At 66.8% G+C, this 15,859-nt stretch carries 19 protein-coding genes, 1 tRNA gene and 1 pseudogene; 13 read left to right on the top strand and 8 right to left on the bottom strand.

The genetic code is table 11. The features are described from left to right. Nucleotides 1–61 precede the first annotated feature (61 nt). The 9 genes from K307_RS24525 (at nt 62) to K307_RS24485 (ending at nt 6,001) form a co-directional block, all read left to right on the top strand. Nucleotides 62–388: a c-type cytochrome gene (locus K307_RS24525; protein ID WP_042883486.1), complete on the top strand. Its 327-nt coding sequence runs from the start codon at nt 62–64 to the stop codon at nt 386–388. 192 nt (nt 389–580) lie between these two features. Further along, nucleotides 581–1,036, top strand: coding sequence for a thiosulfate oxidation carrier protein SoxY (gene soxY, locus K307_RS24520; protein WP_042883485.1), 456 nt, complete (start codon nt 581–583; stop codon nt 1,034–1,036). A 59-nt stretch (nt 1,037–1,095) separates the two neighbouring features. Next, the gene (soxZ, locus tag K307_RS24515) at nt 1,096–1,407 is read left to right on the top strand and encodes a thiosulfate oxidation carrier complex protein SoxZ (RefSeq protein WP_042883484.1); all 312 of its coding nucleotides are present in this window, start codon (nt 1,096–1,098) and stop codon (nt 1,405–1,407) included. A gap of 133 nt (nt 1,408–1,540) precedes the next feature. Further along, nucleotides 1,541–1,993 (top strand): DsrE family protein, encoded by a 453-nt coding sequence (locus K307_RS24510; protein ID WP_042883483.1) that lies wholly within the window; start codon nt 1,541–1,543, stop codon nt 1,991–1,993. Nucleotides 1,994–2,065: 72 nt separating this feature from the next. After that, complete coding sequence (gene soxA / locus K307_RS24505; RefSeq protein ID WP_042883482.1) at nt 2,066–2,893, top strand: sulfur oxidation c-type cytochrome SoxA; 828 nt, start codon at nt 2,066–2,068, stop codon at nt 2,891–2,893. A gap of 19 nt (nt 2,894–2,912) precedes the next feature. Then, the gene (soxX, locus tag K307_RS24500) at nt 2,913–3,575 is read left to right on the top strand and encodes a sulfur oxidation c-type cytochrome SoxX (RefSeq protein WP_042883481.1); all 663 of its coding nucleotides are present in this window, start codon (nt 2,913–2,915) and stop codon (nt 3,573–3,575) included. Nucleotides 3,576–3,580: 5 nt separating this feature from the next. Then, nucleotides 3,581–4,075: a TlpA family protein disulfide reductase gene (locus K307_RS24495; protein WP_042883480.1), complete on the top strand. Its 495-nt coding sequence runs from the start codon at nt 3,581–3,583 to the stop codon at nt 4,073–4,075. Nucleotides 4,076–4,130: 55 nt separating this feature from the next. Further along, entirely contained in the window at nt 4,131–5,852 is a 1,722-nt protein-coding gene (gene soxB, locus K307_RS24490; protein ID WP_042883479.1) for a thiosulfohydrolase SoxB, read from the top strand. Between the two features lie 73 nt (nt 5,853–5,925). Further along, a tRNA-Ala gene (locus tag K307_RS24485) sits at nt 5,926–6,001 on the top strand. Nucleotides 6,002–6,089: 88 nt separating this feature from the next. Here the strand turns inward: K307_RS24485 and K307_RS24480 are convergent. After that, the gene (locus K307_RS24480) at nt 6,090–6,341 is read right to left on the bottom strand and encodes a hypothetical protein (RefSeq protein WP_042883478.1); all 252 of its coding nucleotides are present in this window, start codon (nt 6,339–6,341) and stop codon (nt 6,090–6,092) included. A 108-nt stretch (nt 6,342–6,449) separates the two neighbouring features. Further along, nucleotides 6,450–7,994 carry a DHA2 family efflux MFS transporter permease subunit gene (locus tag K307_RS24475; protein WP_080745219.1) on the bottom strand — a complete coding sequence of 515 codons (1,545 nt, stop codon included), beginning with the start codon at nt 7,992–7,994 and terminating at the stop codon, nt 6,450–6,452. Nucleotides 7,995–8,192: 198 nt separating this feature from the next. On the opposite strand from K307_RS24475, the gene K307_RS24470 reads away from it, so the two are divergent. Both K307_RS24470 and K307_RS24465 read left to right on the top strand, forming a co-directional pair. After that, entirely contained in the window at nt 8,193–8,636 is a 444-nt protein-coding gene (locus K307_RS24470) for a MarR family winged helix-turn-helix transcriptional regulator (RefSeq protein ID WP_042887372.1), read from the top strand. Between the two features lie 3 nt (nt 8,637–8,639). Further along, entirely contained in the window at nt 8,640–9,596 is a 957-nt protein-coding gene (locus tag K307_RS24465) for a cation diffusion facilitator family transporter (RefSeq protein ID WP_042883477.1), read from the top strand. 435 nt (nt 9,597–10,031) lie between these two features. Here K307_RS24465 and K307_RS24460 read toward each other — a convergent pair whose 3' ends face one another. Further along, nucleotides 10,032–10,658 (bottom strand): DNA-3-methyladenine glycosylase I, encoded by a 627-nt coding sequence (locus K307_RS24460; protein ID WP_042883476.1) that lies wholly within the window; start codon nt 10,656–10,658, stop codon nt 10,032–10,034. Nucleotides 10,659–10,762: 104 nt separating this feature from the next. On the opposite strand from K307_RS24460, the gene K307_RS24455 reads away from it, so the two are divergent. Next, nucleotides 10,763–11,119 carry a DUF2314 domain-containing protein gene (locus K307_RS24455; protein WP_042883475.1) on the top strand — a complete coding sequence of 119 codons (357 nt, stop codon included), beginning with the start codon at nt 10,763–10,765 and terminating at the stop codon, nt 11,117–11,119. Nucleotides 11,120–11,166: 47 nt separating this feature from the next. Here the strand turns inward: K307_RS24455 and K307_RS24450 are convergent, their stop codons facing one another. Next, nucleotides 11,167–12,171, bottom strand: a complete 1,005-nt coding sequence (locus tag K307_RS24450) for a hypothetical protein (protein WP_155301275.1) — start codon at nt 12,169–12,171, stop codon at nt 11,167–11,169. A 179-nt stretch (nt 12,172–12,350) separates the two neighbouring features. Continuing rightward, a complete protein-coding gene (locus K307_RS24445) occupies nt 12,351–12,782 on the bottom strand; it encodes a hypothetical protein (protein WP_419187175.1) in 432 nt (143 codons plus the stop codon). Nucleotides 12,783–13,003: 221 nt separating this feature from the next. Between K307_RS24445 and K307_RS24440 the strand changes: the two genes are divergently transcribed. Then, complete coding sequence (locus K307_RS24440; RefSeq protein WP_042887369.1) at nt 13,004–13,891, top strand: DODA-type extradiol aromatic ring-opening family dioxygenase; 888 nt, start codon at nt 13,004–13,006, stop codon at nt 13,889–13,891. A 19-nt stretch (nt 13,892–13,910) separates the two neighbouring features. Here the strand turns inward: K307_RS24440 and K307_RS24435 are convergent. The 3 genes and pseudogenes from K307_RS24435 to K307_RS24430 all read right to left on the bottom strand — a co-directional run. After that, a pseudogene (locus tag K307_RS24435) lies at nt 13,911–14,480 on the bottom strand (MFS transporter); the annotation flags it as partial. Next, the gene (locus K307_RS51170) at nt 14,416–14,886 is read right to left on the bottom strand and encodes a zinc ribbon domain-containing protein (RefSeq protein WP_419187201.1); all 471 of its coding nucleotides are present in this window, start codon (nt 14,884–14,886) and stop codon (nt 14,416–14,418) included. The pseudogene K307_RS24435 and the gene K307_RS51170, both read right to left, overlap by 65 nt. A 352-nt stretch (nt 14,887–15,238) precedes the next feature. Then, the gene (locus K307_RS24430; RefSeq protein WP_155301273.1) at nt 15,239–15,802 is read right to left on the bottom strand and encodes a hypothetical protein; all 564 of its coding nucleotides are present in this window, start codon (nt 15,800–15,802) and stop codon (nt 15,239–15,241) included. Nucleotides 15,803–15,859: the final 57 nt, after the last annotated feature.

Below are 15,859 nucleotides of genomic sequence, written 5' to 3'. Positions count from 1 at the left end.
CAGTACCCGCTTCGCGGCCTTTGCCGTCCCCACGGCTTTACAGAGTTTGGAGAGCTTAACAATGAAGCAGTTTGTCATCGCAGCGCTGATGCTCGGCGCCGCCGCATCGGCCCACGCGGTCGAGGCCGCCAAGGCACAGGAGATCGCCAACAAGAACGCCTGCATGGGTTGCCACCAGGTCGACAAGAAGCTGGTCGGTCCTTCCTACAAGGAAGTGGCAGCCAAGTACAAGGGCGACAAGAACGCCCTGGCGACCCTGACCAAGAAGGTCAAGGGCGGTGGTTCGGGCGTGTGGGGTCCGGTGCCGATGCCGGCCAATGCCGCGGTCAGCGATGCTGACATCAAGACCGTGGTCGAGTGGGTGCTGGCAGGCGCCCCCGCCAAGTAAGCCTTACCGCCCAGGCGGGTAGTCCGCCGATGCAGCAGGCCGGACGGCGCAAGCCGCACGACCTGAACAGACCAGTGGCCGGCAATGTACCGGCCGCATGCAAGAACACCAGAAAGAACACCAGAAAGAACACCAGAAGTACAGCCGAAGCGGTCATTTGACGGACTGGAACGGAGTAGCCGGAGAGCAACAATGAATTCAAAACGACGAGAAGTGCTGCGGGTCACCGCTGTCCTGTCGCTGATGGCCGCCACCGGCCTGATTAGCGAAGCGCAGGCGGCCGAGTGGAACAAGAACGCCTTTGACGGCAAGAGCGTTGCCGACGTGATCAAGGCACTCGGCGGCAGCGGCACCGAGAAAAGCACCGCCATCACCTTCACCGCCCCCGATATCGCCGAGAACGGCGCCGTGGTCCCGGTGGCCGTGACCAGCACCATCCCGGATACCGAGCAGATCGCGATCCTGGTCGAGAAGAACCCCAACACGCTGGCCGCCGACTTCATCATCCCGGCCGGCACCGAGCCGTTCGTCTCCACGCGCGTGAAGATGGGCCAGACCTCGGTCGTGTACGCCGCGGTCAAGGCCGGCGGCAAGTGGTACGTGGCATCGAAGGAAATCAAGGTCACGCTGGGCGGCTGCGGCGGCTGACGCCGCCGCAGCCATCCTCCGACCCGAGATTTCCCGCCAAACTGCAACAGGAGAACCACATGGCAGACCCGATGCGCGTACGCGCCACCGAAAACGGCGGCGTGGTAGACGTCAAGATCCTCATGAAGCACGACATGGAAACCGGCCAGCGCAAGGACGCGTCCGGCAAGCTCGTGCCGGCCTGGCATATCCAGACCGTGACCGCCCAGTGCAAGGGCAAGGAAGTGTTCCGCGCCCAGTTCGGCCCGGCGGTGTCGAAGGACCCGTTCCTGAACTTCAAGTTCAAGGGCGGCGCCAAGGGTGACAAGGTCACCGTGATCTGGACCGACAACCGCGGCGACAAGCGTACCGACGAAGCGACCATCGCCTGATCGTCGCGGGCCAGGCGCCGATCGCGCCGGCCCCGGCAGGGCCCGCCGTCCTCTGCTAAGGTTCGGGTCGGATGCCGGGACGGGCCGCGCGACGGGCGCTGCGGCCAGGACAGACCCGGCCGGAAGGAACACTATGCGGCGAGCATTTATTCGAGCATCGGCGGCGCTGGCCGCCATCGGCCTGTCGGCCAAGGCCGCGGCCCAGGCTGCGCCGGCTGCAGGCAAGGGCGGGCGCATCAAGGTGGTGTACCAGCTGTCGGAAGGCATCGACCAGGCGGTGCGCGCCATGGGCAACCTGCGCAACCACCTGAACGGTGCGCCGGGGACCAAGATCGTGGTGGTCGCGTTCGGCTACGGCGTCGATTTCCTGGTCGAAGGCGCCAAGGATGCGCGCGGCAATACCTTTGACGGCCCGGTGGGCGCGCTGGCCTCGGCCGGCGTGGAGTTCCGCGTGTGCCGCAACACGCTGACCGCACGCAAGATCCAGGAATCGAGCCTGTTGATGGAAGCCAAGGTGGTACAGGCCGGCGTGGTGGAAATCGCCCGCCTGCAGGCCGAGGAAGGCTACGCCTATATCAAGCCCTGAGCCGGGCCGGCGCAGCTGACGGCAACACAAGAGAAAACGGCCCGCCACGGCGAGGCCGCGAGGAGAAGCCCCATGAACACCATCCGAAGCCTGGGCCGGCGCGCCGCGCTGGCCGCGGCCGCCACCGCCGCTGTGGCCGGTGCTGCCGCCGTGCACGCGCAGGGCAGCACCGCCGACGAAATCGCCAAGTACCGCCAGATGCTGGCCGAAGGCAATCCCGCCGAGCTATGGGAAGCCGCCGGCGAAGAGCTGTGGAAAAAGCCCGCCGGCCCGAAGAACGTCTCGCTCGAACAGTGCGACCTGGGCAAGGGCCCGGGCGTGACCAAGGGCGCCTATTCCGAGCTGCCGCGCTACTTCAAGGACGCCGACAAGGTGATGGACCTGGAGCAGCGGCTGGCGTACTGCCGCGTGACGCTGCAAGGGCTCACGAAGGAAGAGGCAACGAAGAACCCGTTTTCGGCTTCGGGCAAGCCGTCCGAGATCGAACGGCTGGTGGCCTACCTGACCGGCGAGTCGCGCGGCGTGAAGATGAACGTGCAGCTCAACCATCCGGAAGAGAAGCGCACCTACGCGCTCGGGCAGAAGATGTTCTTCTACCGCGGCGGCGCCTATGACTTTGCCTGCGCCACTTGCCACGCGGTGGACGGCCAGCGCATCCGCCTGCAGGACCTGCCCAACCTGCTGACCGAGAAGGGCGCGCAGGCGGCCTACACCACCTGGCCCGCCTACCGCGTTTCGCAGGGCGAGGTCCGCTCGATGCAGCACCGCCTGTACGATTGCCTGCGCCAGCAGCGCTTTCCCGAACCCGCCTATGGCTCGGACGTGATCACCGCGCTGACCATGTTCCTGGCGAAGAACGCCAATGGCGGGACCTATGATGGCCCGGCGATGAAGCGCTGACCGGTACGGGAGAGACAACATGCAACGACAGAACAAGGCGCTGGCCATCGCGGCCCTGGCCACCCTGCTGGCAACGGGCGCTCATGCCCAGGACACCGCCAAGGCGCGTCCCGCCAAGGACAAGCCCGCCGCCGTCAGCAACGCCGACATGAAGCACCTGATCGAGGACTCGTTCTCGTCCAGGGGGCCGGTCACGGTCGAAGGCGTGCTCAACCAGGACGGCATGCAGCAGGCCTGCAGCCAGTACCCGGACCGCACCAAGGTGCCGGAGAAGGTCGCGAAGAAGATCGAGGCAGCCGAGCTGAAGCAGGTGAAATACCCGGCCGACAGCAACTGGCTGGGCGACTGGAAGGAAGGCGAGAAGATCGCCCAGAACGGCCGCGGCATGCAGTTCACCGACCAGGTCGGCGGCACCAACGGCGGCAACTGCTACGCCTGCCACCAGATGACCAAGGCCGAGATCTCGTTCGGCAATATCGGCCCGTCGCTGTACCAGTACGGCAAGCTGCGCGGCAACTCGCAGGAAGTCATCAAGTACACCTGGGGCAAGATCTGGGACTCCAGCGCCTACGCCGCCTGCTCCAACATGCCGCGCTTCGGCCACAAGGGCATCCTGACCGAGGCCCAGATCCGCGACGTGATGGCGCTTCTGCTCGACCCGGCCTCGCCGGTCAATCAGTAAGCCCGATGCGCGCGCCTGCCATGTTGCTGCGCTGGCTGCTGGCCTTCAGCCTGGCCAGCGCGGCCGGCGGTGCGGCCGCGCTGGAAGTGGGCGACACCGTGCGCCTGCCCGACGTGCAGACGCTCGACGGCCGCACGCTCAGCGCCGCGGCGCTGGCCGGCAAACCGCTGGTGGTCGAGTACTGGGCCTCCTGGTGCCCGTTCTGCGCGATGCAGAACCCGCGCCTGCAGAAGCTCCATGAACGCACGCGCGGCACGCCGCTTCAGGTGCTGGCCATCAGCATCGACCAAGACCCGCGCGCAGCCGCCGGGTATATGAAGAAGCGCGGCTACACCTTCCCGGCGACGATGGACTCCGCCGCGCTGCAGGCCGTGTTCGGCAAGCGCAAGGGGCTGCCCGAGCTGTACGTGATCGACGCCCGCGGGCGCGTGGTGCAGAAGGAAGTGGGCGAGATGCTTGAAGACGAGGTGGCCGCGCTGGAGCGCTACGCCAAGCCATAGCCAGGCGATGCCGGACGCGCAGGCCGACCGGTACGCACAATCCACAGGAAGAGACATGGACCGACGCGAGTTCCTGCAGGTGCTGGCCATTGCCAGCGCCGGCGGCATGACGTTCCCCCATCAAGACGCGCACGCCGCGCAGGCCGCTGACGCGATGTACGAGCTGCCGCGCTTCGGCAACGTCCACCTGCTGCACTTCACCGACTGCCATGCGCAACTGCGGCCGGTGTATTTCCGCGAACCCAACGTCAACCTCGGCATCGGCGACTACGCCGGCAAGCCGCCGCACCTGGTCGGCGACGCGCTGCTGCGCCACTACGGCGTCCGCCCGGGCACGCCGCAGGCGTACGCGTTCAGCTATCTCGATTTCAACGAGGCCGCGCGCCGCTACGGCAAGGTCGGCGGGTTTGCGCACTTGGCCACATTGGTCAGGCGCCTCAAGGCCGGCCGCCCCGGCGCGCTGCTGCTGGACGGCGGCGACACCTGGCAGGGCTCGGCCACCGCGCTTTGGACCAAGGGACAGGACATGGTCGATGCGGCGCTGGCGCTTGGCGTCGACGTGATGACACCGCACTGGGAAATGACCCTCGGCGCGGACCGCGTCAAGGAGATCGTCGATAAGGACTTCAAGGGCAAGGTCGCCTTCCTCGCGCAGAACATCAAGACCAACGATTTCGGCGACCCGGTGTTCGAGCCTTACGTGATCCGCGAGATCAACGGCGTGCCGGTCGCCATCATCGGCCAGGCCTTCCCGTACACGCCCATCGCCAACCCGCGCTACTTCGTGCCGGACTGGACTTTCGGCATCCAGGAAGAAAACCTGCAAGCGGTCATCGACGAGGCCCGCGGCAAGGGCGCGCAGGCAGTGGTGCTGCTGTCGCACAACGGCATGGACGTGGACCTGAAGCTCGCCTCGCGCGTGCGCGGCCTCGACGCCATCCTGGGCGGCCACACCCATGACGGCGTGCCCGCGCCGGTGCCGGTGAAGAACGCCGGCGGCACCACGCTGGTGACCAATGCCGGCTCCAACGGCAAGTTCCTCGGGGTGCTGGACTTCGACGTGAAGGGCGGCAAGGTCGCAGACTTTCGCTACCGGCTGCTGCCGGTGTTCGCCAATTACCTGCCGGCCGACCCGGCCATGGAGGCGTTGATCAGCAAGGTCCGCGCCCCGTACGAACAGAAGCTGGGCGAGGTGCTGGCGGTCAACCGCGGCCTGCTCTACCGCCGCGGCAACTTCAACGGCACCTTCGACCAGTTGATCCTGGACGGCCTGACGCAGGTGCAGGGCGCCCAGATCGCCTTCTCGCCCGGCTTCCGCTGGGGCACCACGCTGCTGCCGGGCCAGGCCATCACCATGGAACACCTGATGGACCAGACCGCGATCACCTACCCGTACACCACCGTGACGCAGATGCGCGGCGAGACCATCAAGACCATCCTGGAGGACGTGGCCGACAACCTGTTCAACCCCGACCCGTACTACCAGCAGGGCGGCGACATGGTGCGCGTGGGCGGCCTGCAGTACACCATCGACCCGAAGGCGGGCATGGGCAAGCGCATCACCGACATGCGCCTGGCCGGCAAGCCGCTGGAGGCCGGCAAGACCTACAAGGTCGCCGGCTGGGCCCCGGTGGCCGAGGAAGCCCGCCAGTCCGGCGGCGCCCCGATCTGGGACGTCATGGCGCAATGGCTGCGCAGCACGAAGGAAGTCAGCGCCCGGCCGCTGAACCAGCCCAGGGTGCGCGGTATGGACGGCAATCCGGGCATTGCCGCGTGATGTTGCGCAGCGTCCTCATGCGGGCCGCGGAGGATTGAAGGCAGACGGCGAAGTCGTTACAATCGTCCGCTACGGGCCGATAGCTCAGCTGGGAGAGCGCTGCGTTCGCAATGCAGAGGTCGGGAGTTCGATCCTCCTTCGGTCCACCAGAATCGCTGTCTCGAAAGCCTCGGAAAGAAAAATCTTCCCGGGGCTTTTGTGTTTTCTGGCTGCTCCACCGGGCAAGGAAGCGCCCCGCTACGCCACCCGTGTCGGCCGTCTCGCCTTCATCGCCGAAGGCCGTACCTGTTGCAGCGCCCGCAGCGACTGCAGCGCATCCTCTACAGCCTCGATGCCGTCGCGCAGGCGCGCGGTGGCGTAGCCGAGCCGGCTTTGCGCTTCGGCGTCATGGGTGGACAGTTGTTCCAGGGCGTCGACTTCCGCCTGCATCTGCCCGACCAGGCGGCGCAGTTGCGATGTGCTGTGCGAGGCAAGTGACCGAATCGCCATCGTAAGGGCCCTCCTTGCAGTGACCGGTATGCCGCTCATGGATTTACGGTAAGGGCGTCGCAACAACTTCGCCAGCGCTGTTACGAAATCGGCACGACGGCGGCCGGCTCAGTCCATTGCCGCGTGGGCAGCCCCGGCATCGGCGCCGGCCCTGGCGGGACGCACCAGCAGGATCAGCGGCACCACCAGCAGCGTGGCGATAAACATCAACTTGAAGTCGTTCAGGTAGGCGATCATCGCGGCCTGCTGGTTGATGGTCTGGTTCAGCACCATCAGGTCGGCGGCGCGGCTGCCCTGCGCCGCCAGCGCCTGCAGGTTGGGGTTGTAGGGATTGATATGCACGGCCAGGTCGGCGTGCGCGATCTGGGTGTTGCGCGTCATCAGCGCCTGGATCACGGAAATGCCGATGCTGCTGCCGATATTGCGCACCAGGCTGTAGGTAGCGGTGCCGTCAGCGCGCAGCTCGGGCGCCAGCGTGGAGAACGTCAACGCACTCAGCGGCACGAACACCAGACCCAGCCCGAAGCCCTGGATCACCCCCGGCCAGACAATATCCGAAGGCGACAGTACGATGGTGTAGTGCATCATCTGCCACAGCGCCAACGCGGAAATCAGGAAGCCAGACAGCAGCAGCAGCCGCGCATCGACATGCCGCAGCAGCCGGCCGGCCAGCAGCATGGCCAGCATGGTGCCGGCGCCGCTGGGCGCCGTGACCAGCCCAGTAGTGGCTACCGGATAGCCCATCAGGGTCTGCAGCATGGGTGGCAGTAGCGCGCGGGTGGCATACATCACCGCGCCGATCACAAAGATAAAGCAGGTGCCGGTGGCGAAGTTGCGGTCCTTCAGCAGGGCGTAGCGGAAGAACGATTTCTCGCCCGCGGTGGCGGTGTGCACCACGAAATACGCGAAGGCGATCACCGCGATCAGTGCCTCGATGCGGATTTCCAGCGAACTGAACCAGTCCAGCTGCTCGCCACGGTCCAGCATGGCCTGCAGCGCGCCGATCGCCAGGCTCAGCGTGGCGAAGCCGAAGGCGTCGAACTTCACCTCGCGCCGCGGCGCGCGGCCCGGCAGGAAGGTCATCACCCCGAACAGCGCGAACGCCCCGATCGGCAGGTTGATGAAGAAAACCCAGCGCCAGTTATAGCTGTCGGTCAGCCAGCCGCCCAGCGTGGGCCCGAGGATGGGCCCCACCATCACGCCCATGCCCCACACCGCCATGGCCTGGCCCTGCTTTATCGGTGGGTTGATGTCGAGCAGGATCGACTGCGACAACGGCACCAGCGAGGCGCCGAAGATGCCTTGCAGCAACCGTGCCGCCACCATCTGCGGCAGCGTCTCGGCCATGCCGCAGAAGGCCGACGCCACCGTGAAGCCACCGATGGCGACCAGCAGCAGCCGCCTGACGCTGAGCCGGTCCGCCAGCCAGCCGGTCAGCGGCGTGGCGATGGCGGCAGCGACGATATAGGAGGTCAGCACCCAGGTGATCTCGTCCTGCGACGCCGACAGCGTGCCCTGCATATGCGGCAGCGCCACGTTGGCGATGGTGCTGTCCAGCGTCTGCATCAGCGTTGCCAGCATGATCGAGAGCGTGATCATTGGCCGGTTCAGCGGTGCCGCGAGCGGGGCCGCCGTGGTAGTGAGGGAGGGCATGGGAACGCTGGTGAGCAGGCCGGAAGCCGCGGGGATGGCGCAAGGCGCGCCTGTTGCCGGCCGGCGCCGGGCTGCGTGTGTCTCGTTGTCGTATAAATAATAAGCATGCTTATTATACGATCAAGGACCTGGCTGGCAAGGCGCCCGGTGGACTGGCAGCTGGTGGGGCGCCGGCGCATCTTGGGCTATAGTCGCGCGATGGAATCGGAATCCGAAAAACGCTTTGGCTTCCTGGTCACCGATGTCGGGCGGCTGTGCGGCAAGCGCTTCGACGACCTGGCGAAGTCCACGCTCGACCTGACGCGCGCGCAGTGCCGTGCGCTGGCCTACCTGGCGCACCATGGCGAGATCAACCAGGCCAGCCTGGCCGACATTCTCGACGTGGCGCCGATCTCGGCCGGCCGGCTGCTCGACCGCATGGAAGAGGGTGGCTGGATCGCGCGCCGCGCCAATCCCGGTGATCGCCGCGAACGGCTGGTGCGCATGACCGCCAAGGCCAGCAAGGCGCTCGACCAGGCCCGGCGTGTGGGCGACGAGATCGCCGCCGAGGCACTGCAGGGCCTGACCCGGGCCGAACATGAACAGCTGATCGCGCTGCTGCAGCGCGTGCGCGCCAACCTGGCCGCCGCGGTGGAGCGCTGACCCATGCGGCCCGACCCGATGCAACCGGCAGCCGCCGGCCTGCCGGATGACGCCGCCACCGCTGCCGAAGCCGAGGCGCGCCACCTCGCCGGCCGGCGCAGCACGCTGGTCAGCGTGGCGCTCAATATCGGCCTGACCGCGGCGCAGGCCGTGGCGGGCGTGATTGCAGGCTCGCAGGCGCTGCTGGCCGACGCGGCCCATTCCCTGTCAGACCTGCTGTCGGACTTCGTGGTGCTGCTGGCCGCCTGGCAGAGCCGCAAGGATGCCGACGCCGACCACCAGTACGGCCACCTGCGCTTCGAGACCGCAGCCTCATTGGCGCTTGGCGGGCTGCTGCTGGCGGTCGGGGCGGGCATGCTGTGGGCGGCGGTGGGTAAGCTGCAGCATCCCGCGGGCGCGCAGCCGGTGCAGCCGCTGGCGCTGTGGGTCGCGCTGGCCGCGCTGGTATCCAAGGAACTGTTGTTCCGCTACATGCTGGCGGTGGCGCGGCGCGTGCGTTCCGGCATGCTGGTGGCCAATGCCTGGCATGCGCGCTCGGACGCGGCCTCGTCGCTGGTGGTGGCGCTGGGCATCGGCGGCAACCTGCTTGGGTACCACATGCTGGATCCCGTGGCGGCCATCGTGGTGGGGCTGATGGTGACCCGCATGGGCCTGCGCTTCGGCTGGGACGCGCTCAACGACCTGATGGACCGCGCCGCCGATGAGGAAACCGTCGAGGCCATCCGCGGGACCATGCTCGGCACGCCCGGGGTGCTGGGTTTTCATGACTTGCGCACACGCAAGATGGGTGACCAGGTGCTGGTCGACGTGCACCTCGAGATCGACGCCACGCTGACGGTGGCGCAGGGCCACGCGATCGCGGTGGAAGCCCGGCGCCGCGCGCTCGAACACCATCACGTGCTCAACGTGATGACCCACGTCGACCCCGTATACGTCAGCGGCCAGCCCACAGGGGCCTGAGGCCTGCCTGTGGACATCTACGCCTGCGGCTGGGGATAACTGTCCGGACAAGCTGTGCCCCGCCTGGGGGCACGTTGTGGGACGTATACGAACAACTCCGGCGCCCGCACGGGTCAGGTATACGTCACCCGCGAGCTATCCCGGCGAATCAGGGTTATCCCGGGATGGTTATCTTGTTCGCAAGTACCTGAGCAAAAAGGAAAAAGGTGACTTATCCACGGCCAGCGCCCCGGTTTACCTACTACTACTATGTTTACATACGTAAACAATATAAAAGACATAATCAGGACCGTTGCTCCGACTGCAGTGGTGCGTGGTTTGCAGGGACCCAATCCATCTTCCTTGGGGCGTATACCTGCGCCTCCCTCCGCTGCTGTGCGGCAGCGCGGGTATACGTCATCGCCGCCGCGTATACCGCCTGGCCCCCGCCACCGCCTAGCGCGGCACCTTGAACGCCCGCCGCGCCCGCAGCGCCTCCGCCCGCGTCGTGCAGCCGTCCTGGTGATCGTTGACCAGCCCCATCGCCTGCATCAGCGCATACATGGTGGTCGGGCCGACAAAGCGCCAGCCGCGCTTCTTCAGGTCCTTGGACAGCGCCACGGATTCGGGCGAGGTCGCCATGGCGCGCAGCACGTCGGGCGTCAGCACCTTCGGCCGGCTGGCGGGATCCGGCTCGAAGCGCCAGAAATAGGCGGCCAGCGACGATTCCGTTTCCAGCAGCTCGCGCGCCCGCTGGGCATTGTTGATCGCTGCCTCGATCTTGCCGCGGTGGCGCACGATGCCGGCGTCGCCCAGCAGGCGCTGGATATCGCGCTCGCCGAAGCGGGCGACCTTCTCGATATCGAAATTGGCGAAAGCCTTGCGGAAGGCCTCGCGCTTGCGCAGGATGGTCAGCCAGCTCAGCCCCGCCTGGAAGCCCTCCAGGCACAGCTTCTCGAACAGCCGGCGGTCGTCCGCGACCGGGAAGCCCCACTCGTGGTCGTGGTAGTGGCAGTAGTCTTCCAGCGTGCCGCACCAGCCGCAGCGTACTGGCGCGGCCGGCGCTTCCTTCTTGCTCGTCATGCGTAACGTTCCCAGTTGAGAGTCCCGGGCGCCGGCCAGCCTCTCGCGGACCGGCGCATTTGCTGCGATCATGCCCGCACCTGAAAGATTGCGGAAGGCTGAAAATGGACATGCAACTGGCAACACTGGACGAAGACGGATGGGAGCTGGACGACGCCGAGCCCATCGCCGCCGCCCATCCCGACACCTTCTGGATGCCGCCCCGCGAGGAGCGCGACGCGCTGCTGCCCGGCCAGCAGGTCAAGCTGATCTTCCGCATCGTGGTGGCGGACGAGGCAGGCCGCGAGGAGGTCCATGTCGAGCGGATGTGGGTGAACGTCACCGGGCGCGAGGGCAGCCTCTATACCGGCGAACTCGACAACCAGCCCTACTGCACCGACGAGATGAATCCCGGCATGCCGCTGTGCTTCGAGGCGCGGCATGTGATTAATATCTTCCGGGAAGGCGAGGACGAGGCGTAGGCAGTCGTCCGGCGGCGCGCAACAAAAAGGCGCTGCCCCCTACGCGCTCAGAAGCTCGCCGCCAGGCCCAGCGATACCCCCGACACGTTGTTGCCGAACACATAGCGCACCACCGCCCGTATTCGCGAGACGAACACTTCATGCGCGCTGGTATCCAGTTCCAGCCCGGTCCCGAGCGTGGTCAGGTGGTTGAAGCCAAGAATGCCGGCCTGGCTGCCGAGATACTGCGAATGTGATAGTTCAAGCACGTACCGCACCGGCCGGTCGAGCGCGCGCAGCCCCGTCGGCGCACGCCAGCGCGCCCACAGGTTGGCGGTCTGGGCCGTCGCCGTGCCGGTGACCGAGCTGGTCGTGCCGCCGAAGCTCTGCAGGTGGATATTGGTGTAGCGCAGCTCGACGTCGACTTCATAGTTCTCGCGGTAATGCTCCAAGTCCAGCATCACCGAGCCGCCCAGGCCGTAGGCGTTCAGGCTGCCGCCGTCCAGGAAGTCGATCTGGCGATCGGTGACCCGCTCGAGCGCGAACTTGCCGATCGACAGGTCGCTGGAGACATTGCCCAGCGAGGCGTTGAAGATCGGCCGGAACACCAGTTCCTTGTTGGCGGTGAGCGGAAAGTCCCAGCCGATGCCGATGGTGCCCGAGAAGGTGTTCCAGCGCGTCGGGATGGAACGGGACTCGACCCCATTGGTGGCGATGAAGGTCGGGTCGTAGCGGCTGTAGGCGATCGCGCCTTCCAGGTAGAGCGGGAACGACTTGCTGATGGTGAAGCCGCCGCCGAGCTGCGACATGACGATGCCGGGGTTGTCGGTGCTGGCGCTGTCGATCGATACCGAGCTGGAGGTCAGGTCCGGCACCACCGAATATGACATTAGCGACAGCACGGCATTGGCGTGCTTCTGCACATTGACACCGACCAGGCCGAGCCCCGGCGCGCCCTGCGCCTGAGCGGCGCCGGCCGTCAGCAGCAAGGCCGCGGCAAGGCCGCACAAAGCGGCGGGCGTGCGCGCAAGCTGTGTGCAGCGGGCGCGGCGCGATGGCTGGCAAGCGGACATGGGCGATCCCTTTGCAGTCAGTGCCGCGGCGCGCAGCGGCACGCGGCAACCGTCCCGCGAATTCTAGCGACGCGGACCGGTGCGCGAGCGCCGCATGAAAGTTTTCAGATCGGCTTGCTGGCGTTTTATATCGGATCGCAGCCGTGGCGAGATGCCGGCCACAACCCCGGGTGCCAGGATCAGGCGGCAGGACGGCGCCGCGGTGTCGGGCGTGGTGCCGGTTCAGCCGGCATGGCTGGGCTCTCGCTGCGCTCGGGCGGCGGCGGGCGCCGGCGCGCTAGCCAAAGCAGCAGGGCGCTGGCGGCCCAGCCGGTGACGAACACGGTGTCGCCCGCATGGTTCAGCCAGGCCGATGCCTGCGCGGTGCCGGTCAGCGACACCAGCAGGCCGTCGGGCAGCCTGGCGAGGATCCACAGCGCGACGGCAGGCACACTGCCATAGACACCGGGCTGCCACCAGTGGGAGAGGAAGGGAACGTGCCGCCCGGGGCGGCGCAGGATGCGCGATACCACCGAAGTCTCCGGCCACGCGAGGCGCGCGGGAGGGCGTGCCGGTGGCGTCATGCGTTGCGGGCTGGCCCGGCGGCAGGCGCGCCAGAAGTGGCGCGGCATGCAAGTCGGCTCCCGTCTGCATCATAAGCCGATTGCCCGGGCGCGTCCGCGAGTGCGCAATGCGGTGTGTGCGCCGCCCAACGCTGGGCGGCGGGCGCGCCACGCCAGATGGCGGCCTTCAACTTTTTTGCATGAAGTGTCCGCAAATGGCCGCCGTGCCGGCCACGGTTCTTTGCCACACTCGATGCAGTCCACAAAACTATTTGAAGGTGGTCACTGCCATGCTTCCCGCACTCTATATCTCCCACGGCTCCCCGATGCTTGCAATCGATCCCGGCCCGACCGGCGCCGCCTTCGACGCGCTCGGCGAGCGGCTGCGCGCGCAGCGCCCGCGCGCGGTGCTGGTGGTCTCGGCGCACTGGATCTACAGCACCCTGGCGGTCACGCGCCGCGAGCGGCAGGAAGCCTGGCACGACTTCGGCGGCTTCCCGCGCGAGCTGTACGCGCTGCGTTACGACGCGCCCGGCTCGCCGACGCTGGCCGCGCGCGTCAAGGCGCTGGTGGAAGCCGCCGCCATTCCCGGCGCCGGGTTTGTCGGCCAGGACGATGAGCGCCCGCTGGACCACGGCGCGTGGATGCCGATGCGACATTTCTTCCCGGACGCGGACGTGCCGGTGGTGCAACTGGCGCTGAATCCCTACCTGGCGCCCGCCACGCAGGTCGCGATCGGCCGCGCGCTGGCGCCGCTGCGTGACGAGGGCGTGCTGGTGCTGGCCTCGGGCAGCTTCACCCACAACCTGCAGGAGGTGTTCGGCAGCGGCGCCCGGCGCGACCAGCACGGGCCGCAGGCCGAGCCGTATGTGGAGGCCTTCCGCAGCTGGATGACCGAGGCATTGGAGGAAGCGCTCGCCACCGGCGACACGAGCCGCATTGCCGACTACCGCGAGCAGGCACCGTATGCGCGCCGCGCGCACCCGACCGACGAGCACCTGCTGCCGTTCTACGTGGCGCTGGGCGCTGCGCTGGGGCCGCAGGGCGCAGGCGCGGGTACGCCCGCTCCTGTCAGCGTGGCGCGCGTGGCCGATGAAGTGACCTATGGCGTGCTCGCCATGGACAGCTTCGTATTTGAAGGGATGGGCGCGGGCGCGCCGCTGAAGTCCGCGGCCTGAGGCTTGGCGCCGGGGTGGATTACCGGTTGCGCGGCGGCAGGTAGCGCCGCGCCCCGCGGGCGCCCGCCAGTGCGATCCAGCCCATCGTCAGCGCCACGACCGCCAGCCCGATGCGCAGATCGGCCAGGTGCGCCACGCCGCCGATCAGCACCGGCCCCAGCAGCAGGCCCAGGTAGGCAAAGCGCGCCACGCGCGAGATCGCCACGCCCGGCAGCCGCGAGGCGGCGACAAAGAAGATCGGCACCATATTGGCCGCACCCAGCCCCATCAGCGTGAAGCCGGCCAGCGCCGCCAGCGGCAGCGGCACCAGCAGCGCCAGCGCGATGCCGGCGAAGCCCAGCCAGGCACTGCCGGCCAGCGTCGTGCCATCGCCCAGGCGCGCACGCAGGCGGTCGCCGCCGAAGCGCCCGCACGCCATGCCGCCCGAGAACGCGGCATAGCCCAGGCTGATCCAGCCATCGGGCGCCTGCGTTACGTCGCGCATATAGACACTGGTCCAGTCGTACATCGCCGCTCTTCCAAATCTAAGCAAGCCTACGCATCGCTGATGGCGACGTCTTTGCAGATTTGGACGCGCGGTCACCAACCCGAGCGCGCGGTAACGCGCGCATTCGCTGCCGGTACTCCGGCAGGCGCATTGAATTCACATTGGCGCCCCCTCTCGGGACTCCCGTCCATCCTTGCGGATGGAATCGCCAATCACACCGCCCGATAATCTGAACGGGGCCCGAGCAGGGCAGATGGGAGCAGTCCACAGCGTCGCCGACTTGCGTCAGCAGCCGCCGCAGACCGTTTTGACAGGCATTCTCGTCGCGCAGGTGACAGGTGCCGCAGCCCGGGCAATCCCACTCCCGAATTGCGGGCGCTATCCCGCCCTCGACAACGTGACCACACGCATGGCACGTTCGCGTGGTGCCGGTTTCATCCAGCACCAGCGCATGCTTTCTGGAGCGCGTCGCGACCCACGAGACAATGTCCTTGAATGCACCGTGCATCGTTCTGTTTCTTACCGCGCGGTTGTATTTGCGGCCCTTGCCGTGGTTGGTGTTCTCCGGCACGTAGTTGCCGATCCCAATCACGTCGTAGTGCCTGCAGAGCTGGTTCGCCAGCGAATACATGAAGTGCTTTTTCTGTTCTCGCACTTTGGTTTGCATTCGCTCCACAGCGTCGTCCAAACGCTTCCAGCGGCGACTGGGACGCCAATGCGTCGACACCGTGCCATCGCCGTGGACGGTATCTACCCACAGCGACTTTGCTATGCACCGGTCACGCAGACTCGTTAGCCGATCGAGAATGCGCTCCGACTCCTTCAACTTCTCAAGATTGGACAATTCGAAGGCGCGCCCCTCAGTATCCAGAGCGTAGCCAAAGTTCTTCAGGTTCGGATCGATGTAGACCACGCGCGTGCCGCGTTGCCTGGCCTTCTTCTGCCCCTTGAACGTGAACACAGCGAAATAGCGGTCGCGGCCCTCGCGGACGATCCGGCAAGTGCGAGCGCTCGCGATCTCCTTGGGTCTCCATCTTCAGGCGCAGCGACAGCCGCTGTCCTTGCGCGTTCGCGCCGAACGATAGGTTGAGCCAACCGAACTGGGAAACATTCCAGCCTTTGCCTGGCTCGTCGTATTCCAGGCTCATCCAGTACTTGGCCCATGCCTTGTACTTGACCCAGCCCACGTCTGGGCCGCAGCGCTGTCCATTCTTCGACTTTCGATGCGAGGCAATGGCCTTGGCCATGCGCAGCGCGACATTCTTCAGCGGTGAAGAAAACACGCAGCGCAAGAACGGATGACGCTCCTTGAGCGGCGGCACGAGGTTGCGAAGCCCGATCTCGGAATAGACCTCCGACAGGAGCTTCTTGGTTCGCGCCTCATCAAGATAGCCATAGCCGCCGACGATGGACAACTCCGCCATGCGCGTCTCGACTTCGTCCTTGAGTCGATTCCATAGCCAGTTGCAGATTTTGGATTG

The sequence above is a fragment of the Cupriavidus necator A5-1 genome (assembly GCF_000744095.1).
Classification (GTDB): Bacteria; Pseudomonadota; Gammaproteobacteria; order Burkholderiales; family Burkholderiaceae; genus Cupriavidus; species Cupriavidus necator_A.
Note: the sequence above shows the minus strand (reverse complement) of the source record. Positions and strands in the feature narration are given on the sequence as shown.

Bases quoted from the DNA above. Each gene is read 5' to 3' on its own strand.
- K307_RS24525 (WP_042883486.1), top strand. From the start codon at position 62: ATGAAGCAGTTTGTCATCGCAGCGCTGATGCTCGGCGCCGCCGCATCG.
- soxY (WP_042883485.1), top strand. From the start codon at position 581: ATGAATTCAAAACGACGAGAAGTGCTGCGGGTCACCGCTGTCCTGTCG.
- soxZ (WP_042883484.1), top strand. From the start codon at position 1,096: ATGGCAGACCCGATGCGCGTACGCGCCACCGAAAACGGCGGCGTGGTA.
- K307_RS24510 (WP_042883483.1), top strand. From the start codon at position 1,541: ATGCGGCGAGCATTTATTCGAGCATCGGCGGCGCTGGCCGCCATCGGC.
- soxA (WP_042883482.1), top strand. From the start codon at position 2,066: ATGAACACCATCCGAAGCCTGGGCCGGCGCGCCGCGCTGGCCGCGGCC.
- soxX (WP_042883481.1), top strand. From the start codon at position 2,913: ATGCAACGACAGAACAAGGCGCTGGCCATCGCGGCCCTGGCCACCCTG.
- K307_RS24495 (WP_042883480.1), top strand. From the start codon at position 3,581: ATGCGCGCGCCTGCCATGTTGCTGCGCTGGCTGCTGGCCTTCAGCCTG.
- soxB (WP_042883479.1), top strand. From the start codon at position 4,131: ATGGACCGACGCGAGTTCCTGCAGGTGCTGGCCATTGCCAGCGCCGGC.
- K307_RS24480 (WP_042883478.1), bottom strand. From the start codon at position 6,341: ATGGCGATTCGGTCACTTGCCTCGCACAGCACATCGCAACTGCGCCGC.
- K307_RS24475 (WP_080745219.1), bottom strand. From the start codon at position 7,994: ATGCCCTCCCTCACTACCACGGCGGCCCCGCTCGCGGCACCGCTGAAC.
- K307_RS24470 (WP_042887372.1), top strand. From the start codon at position 8,193: ATGGAATCGGAATCCGAAAAACGCTTTGGCTTCCTGGTCACCGATGTC.
- K307_RS24465 (WP_042883477.1), top strand. From the start codon at position 8,640: ATGCGGCCCGACCCGATGCAACCGGCAGCCGCCGGCCTGCCGGATGAC.
- K307_RS24460 (WP_042883476.1), bottom strand. From the start codon at position 10,658: ATGACGAGCAAGAAGGAAGCGCCGGCCGCGCCAGTACGCTGCGGCTGG.
- K307_RS24455 (WP_042883475.1), top strand. From the start codon at position 10,763: ATGGACATGCAACTGGCAACACTGGACGAAGACGGATGGGAGCTGGAC.
- K307_RS24450 (WP_155301275.1), bottom strand. From the start codon at position 12,171: ATGTCCGCTTGCCAGCCATCGCGCCGCGCCCGCTGCACACAGCTTGCG.
- K307_RS24445 (WP_419187175.1), bottom strand. From the start codon at position 12,782: ATGCCGCGCCACTTCTGGCGCGCCTGCCGCCGGGCCAGCCCGCAACGC.
- K307_RS24440 (WP_042887369.1), top strand. From the start codon at position 13,004: ATGCTTCCCGCACTCTATATCTCCCACGGCTCCCCGATGCTTGCAATC.
- K307_RS51170 (WP_419187201.1), bottom strand. From the start codon at position 14,886: ATGCACGGTGCATTCAAGGACATTGTCTCGTGGGTCGCGACGCGCTCC.
- K307_RS24430 (WP_155301273.1), bottom strand. From the start codon at position 15,802: ATGGCGGAGTTGTCCATCGTCGGCGGCTATGGCTATCTTGATGAGGCG.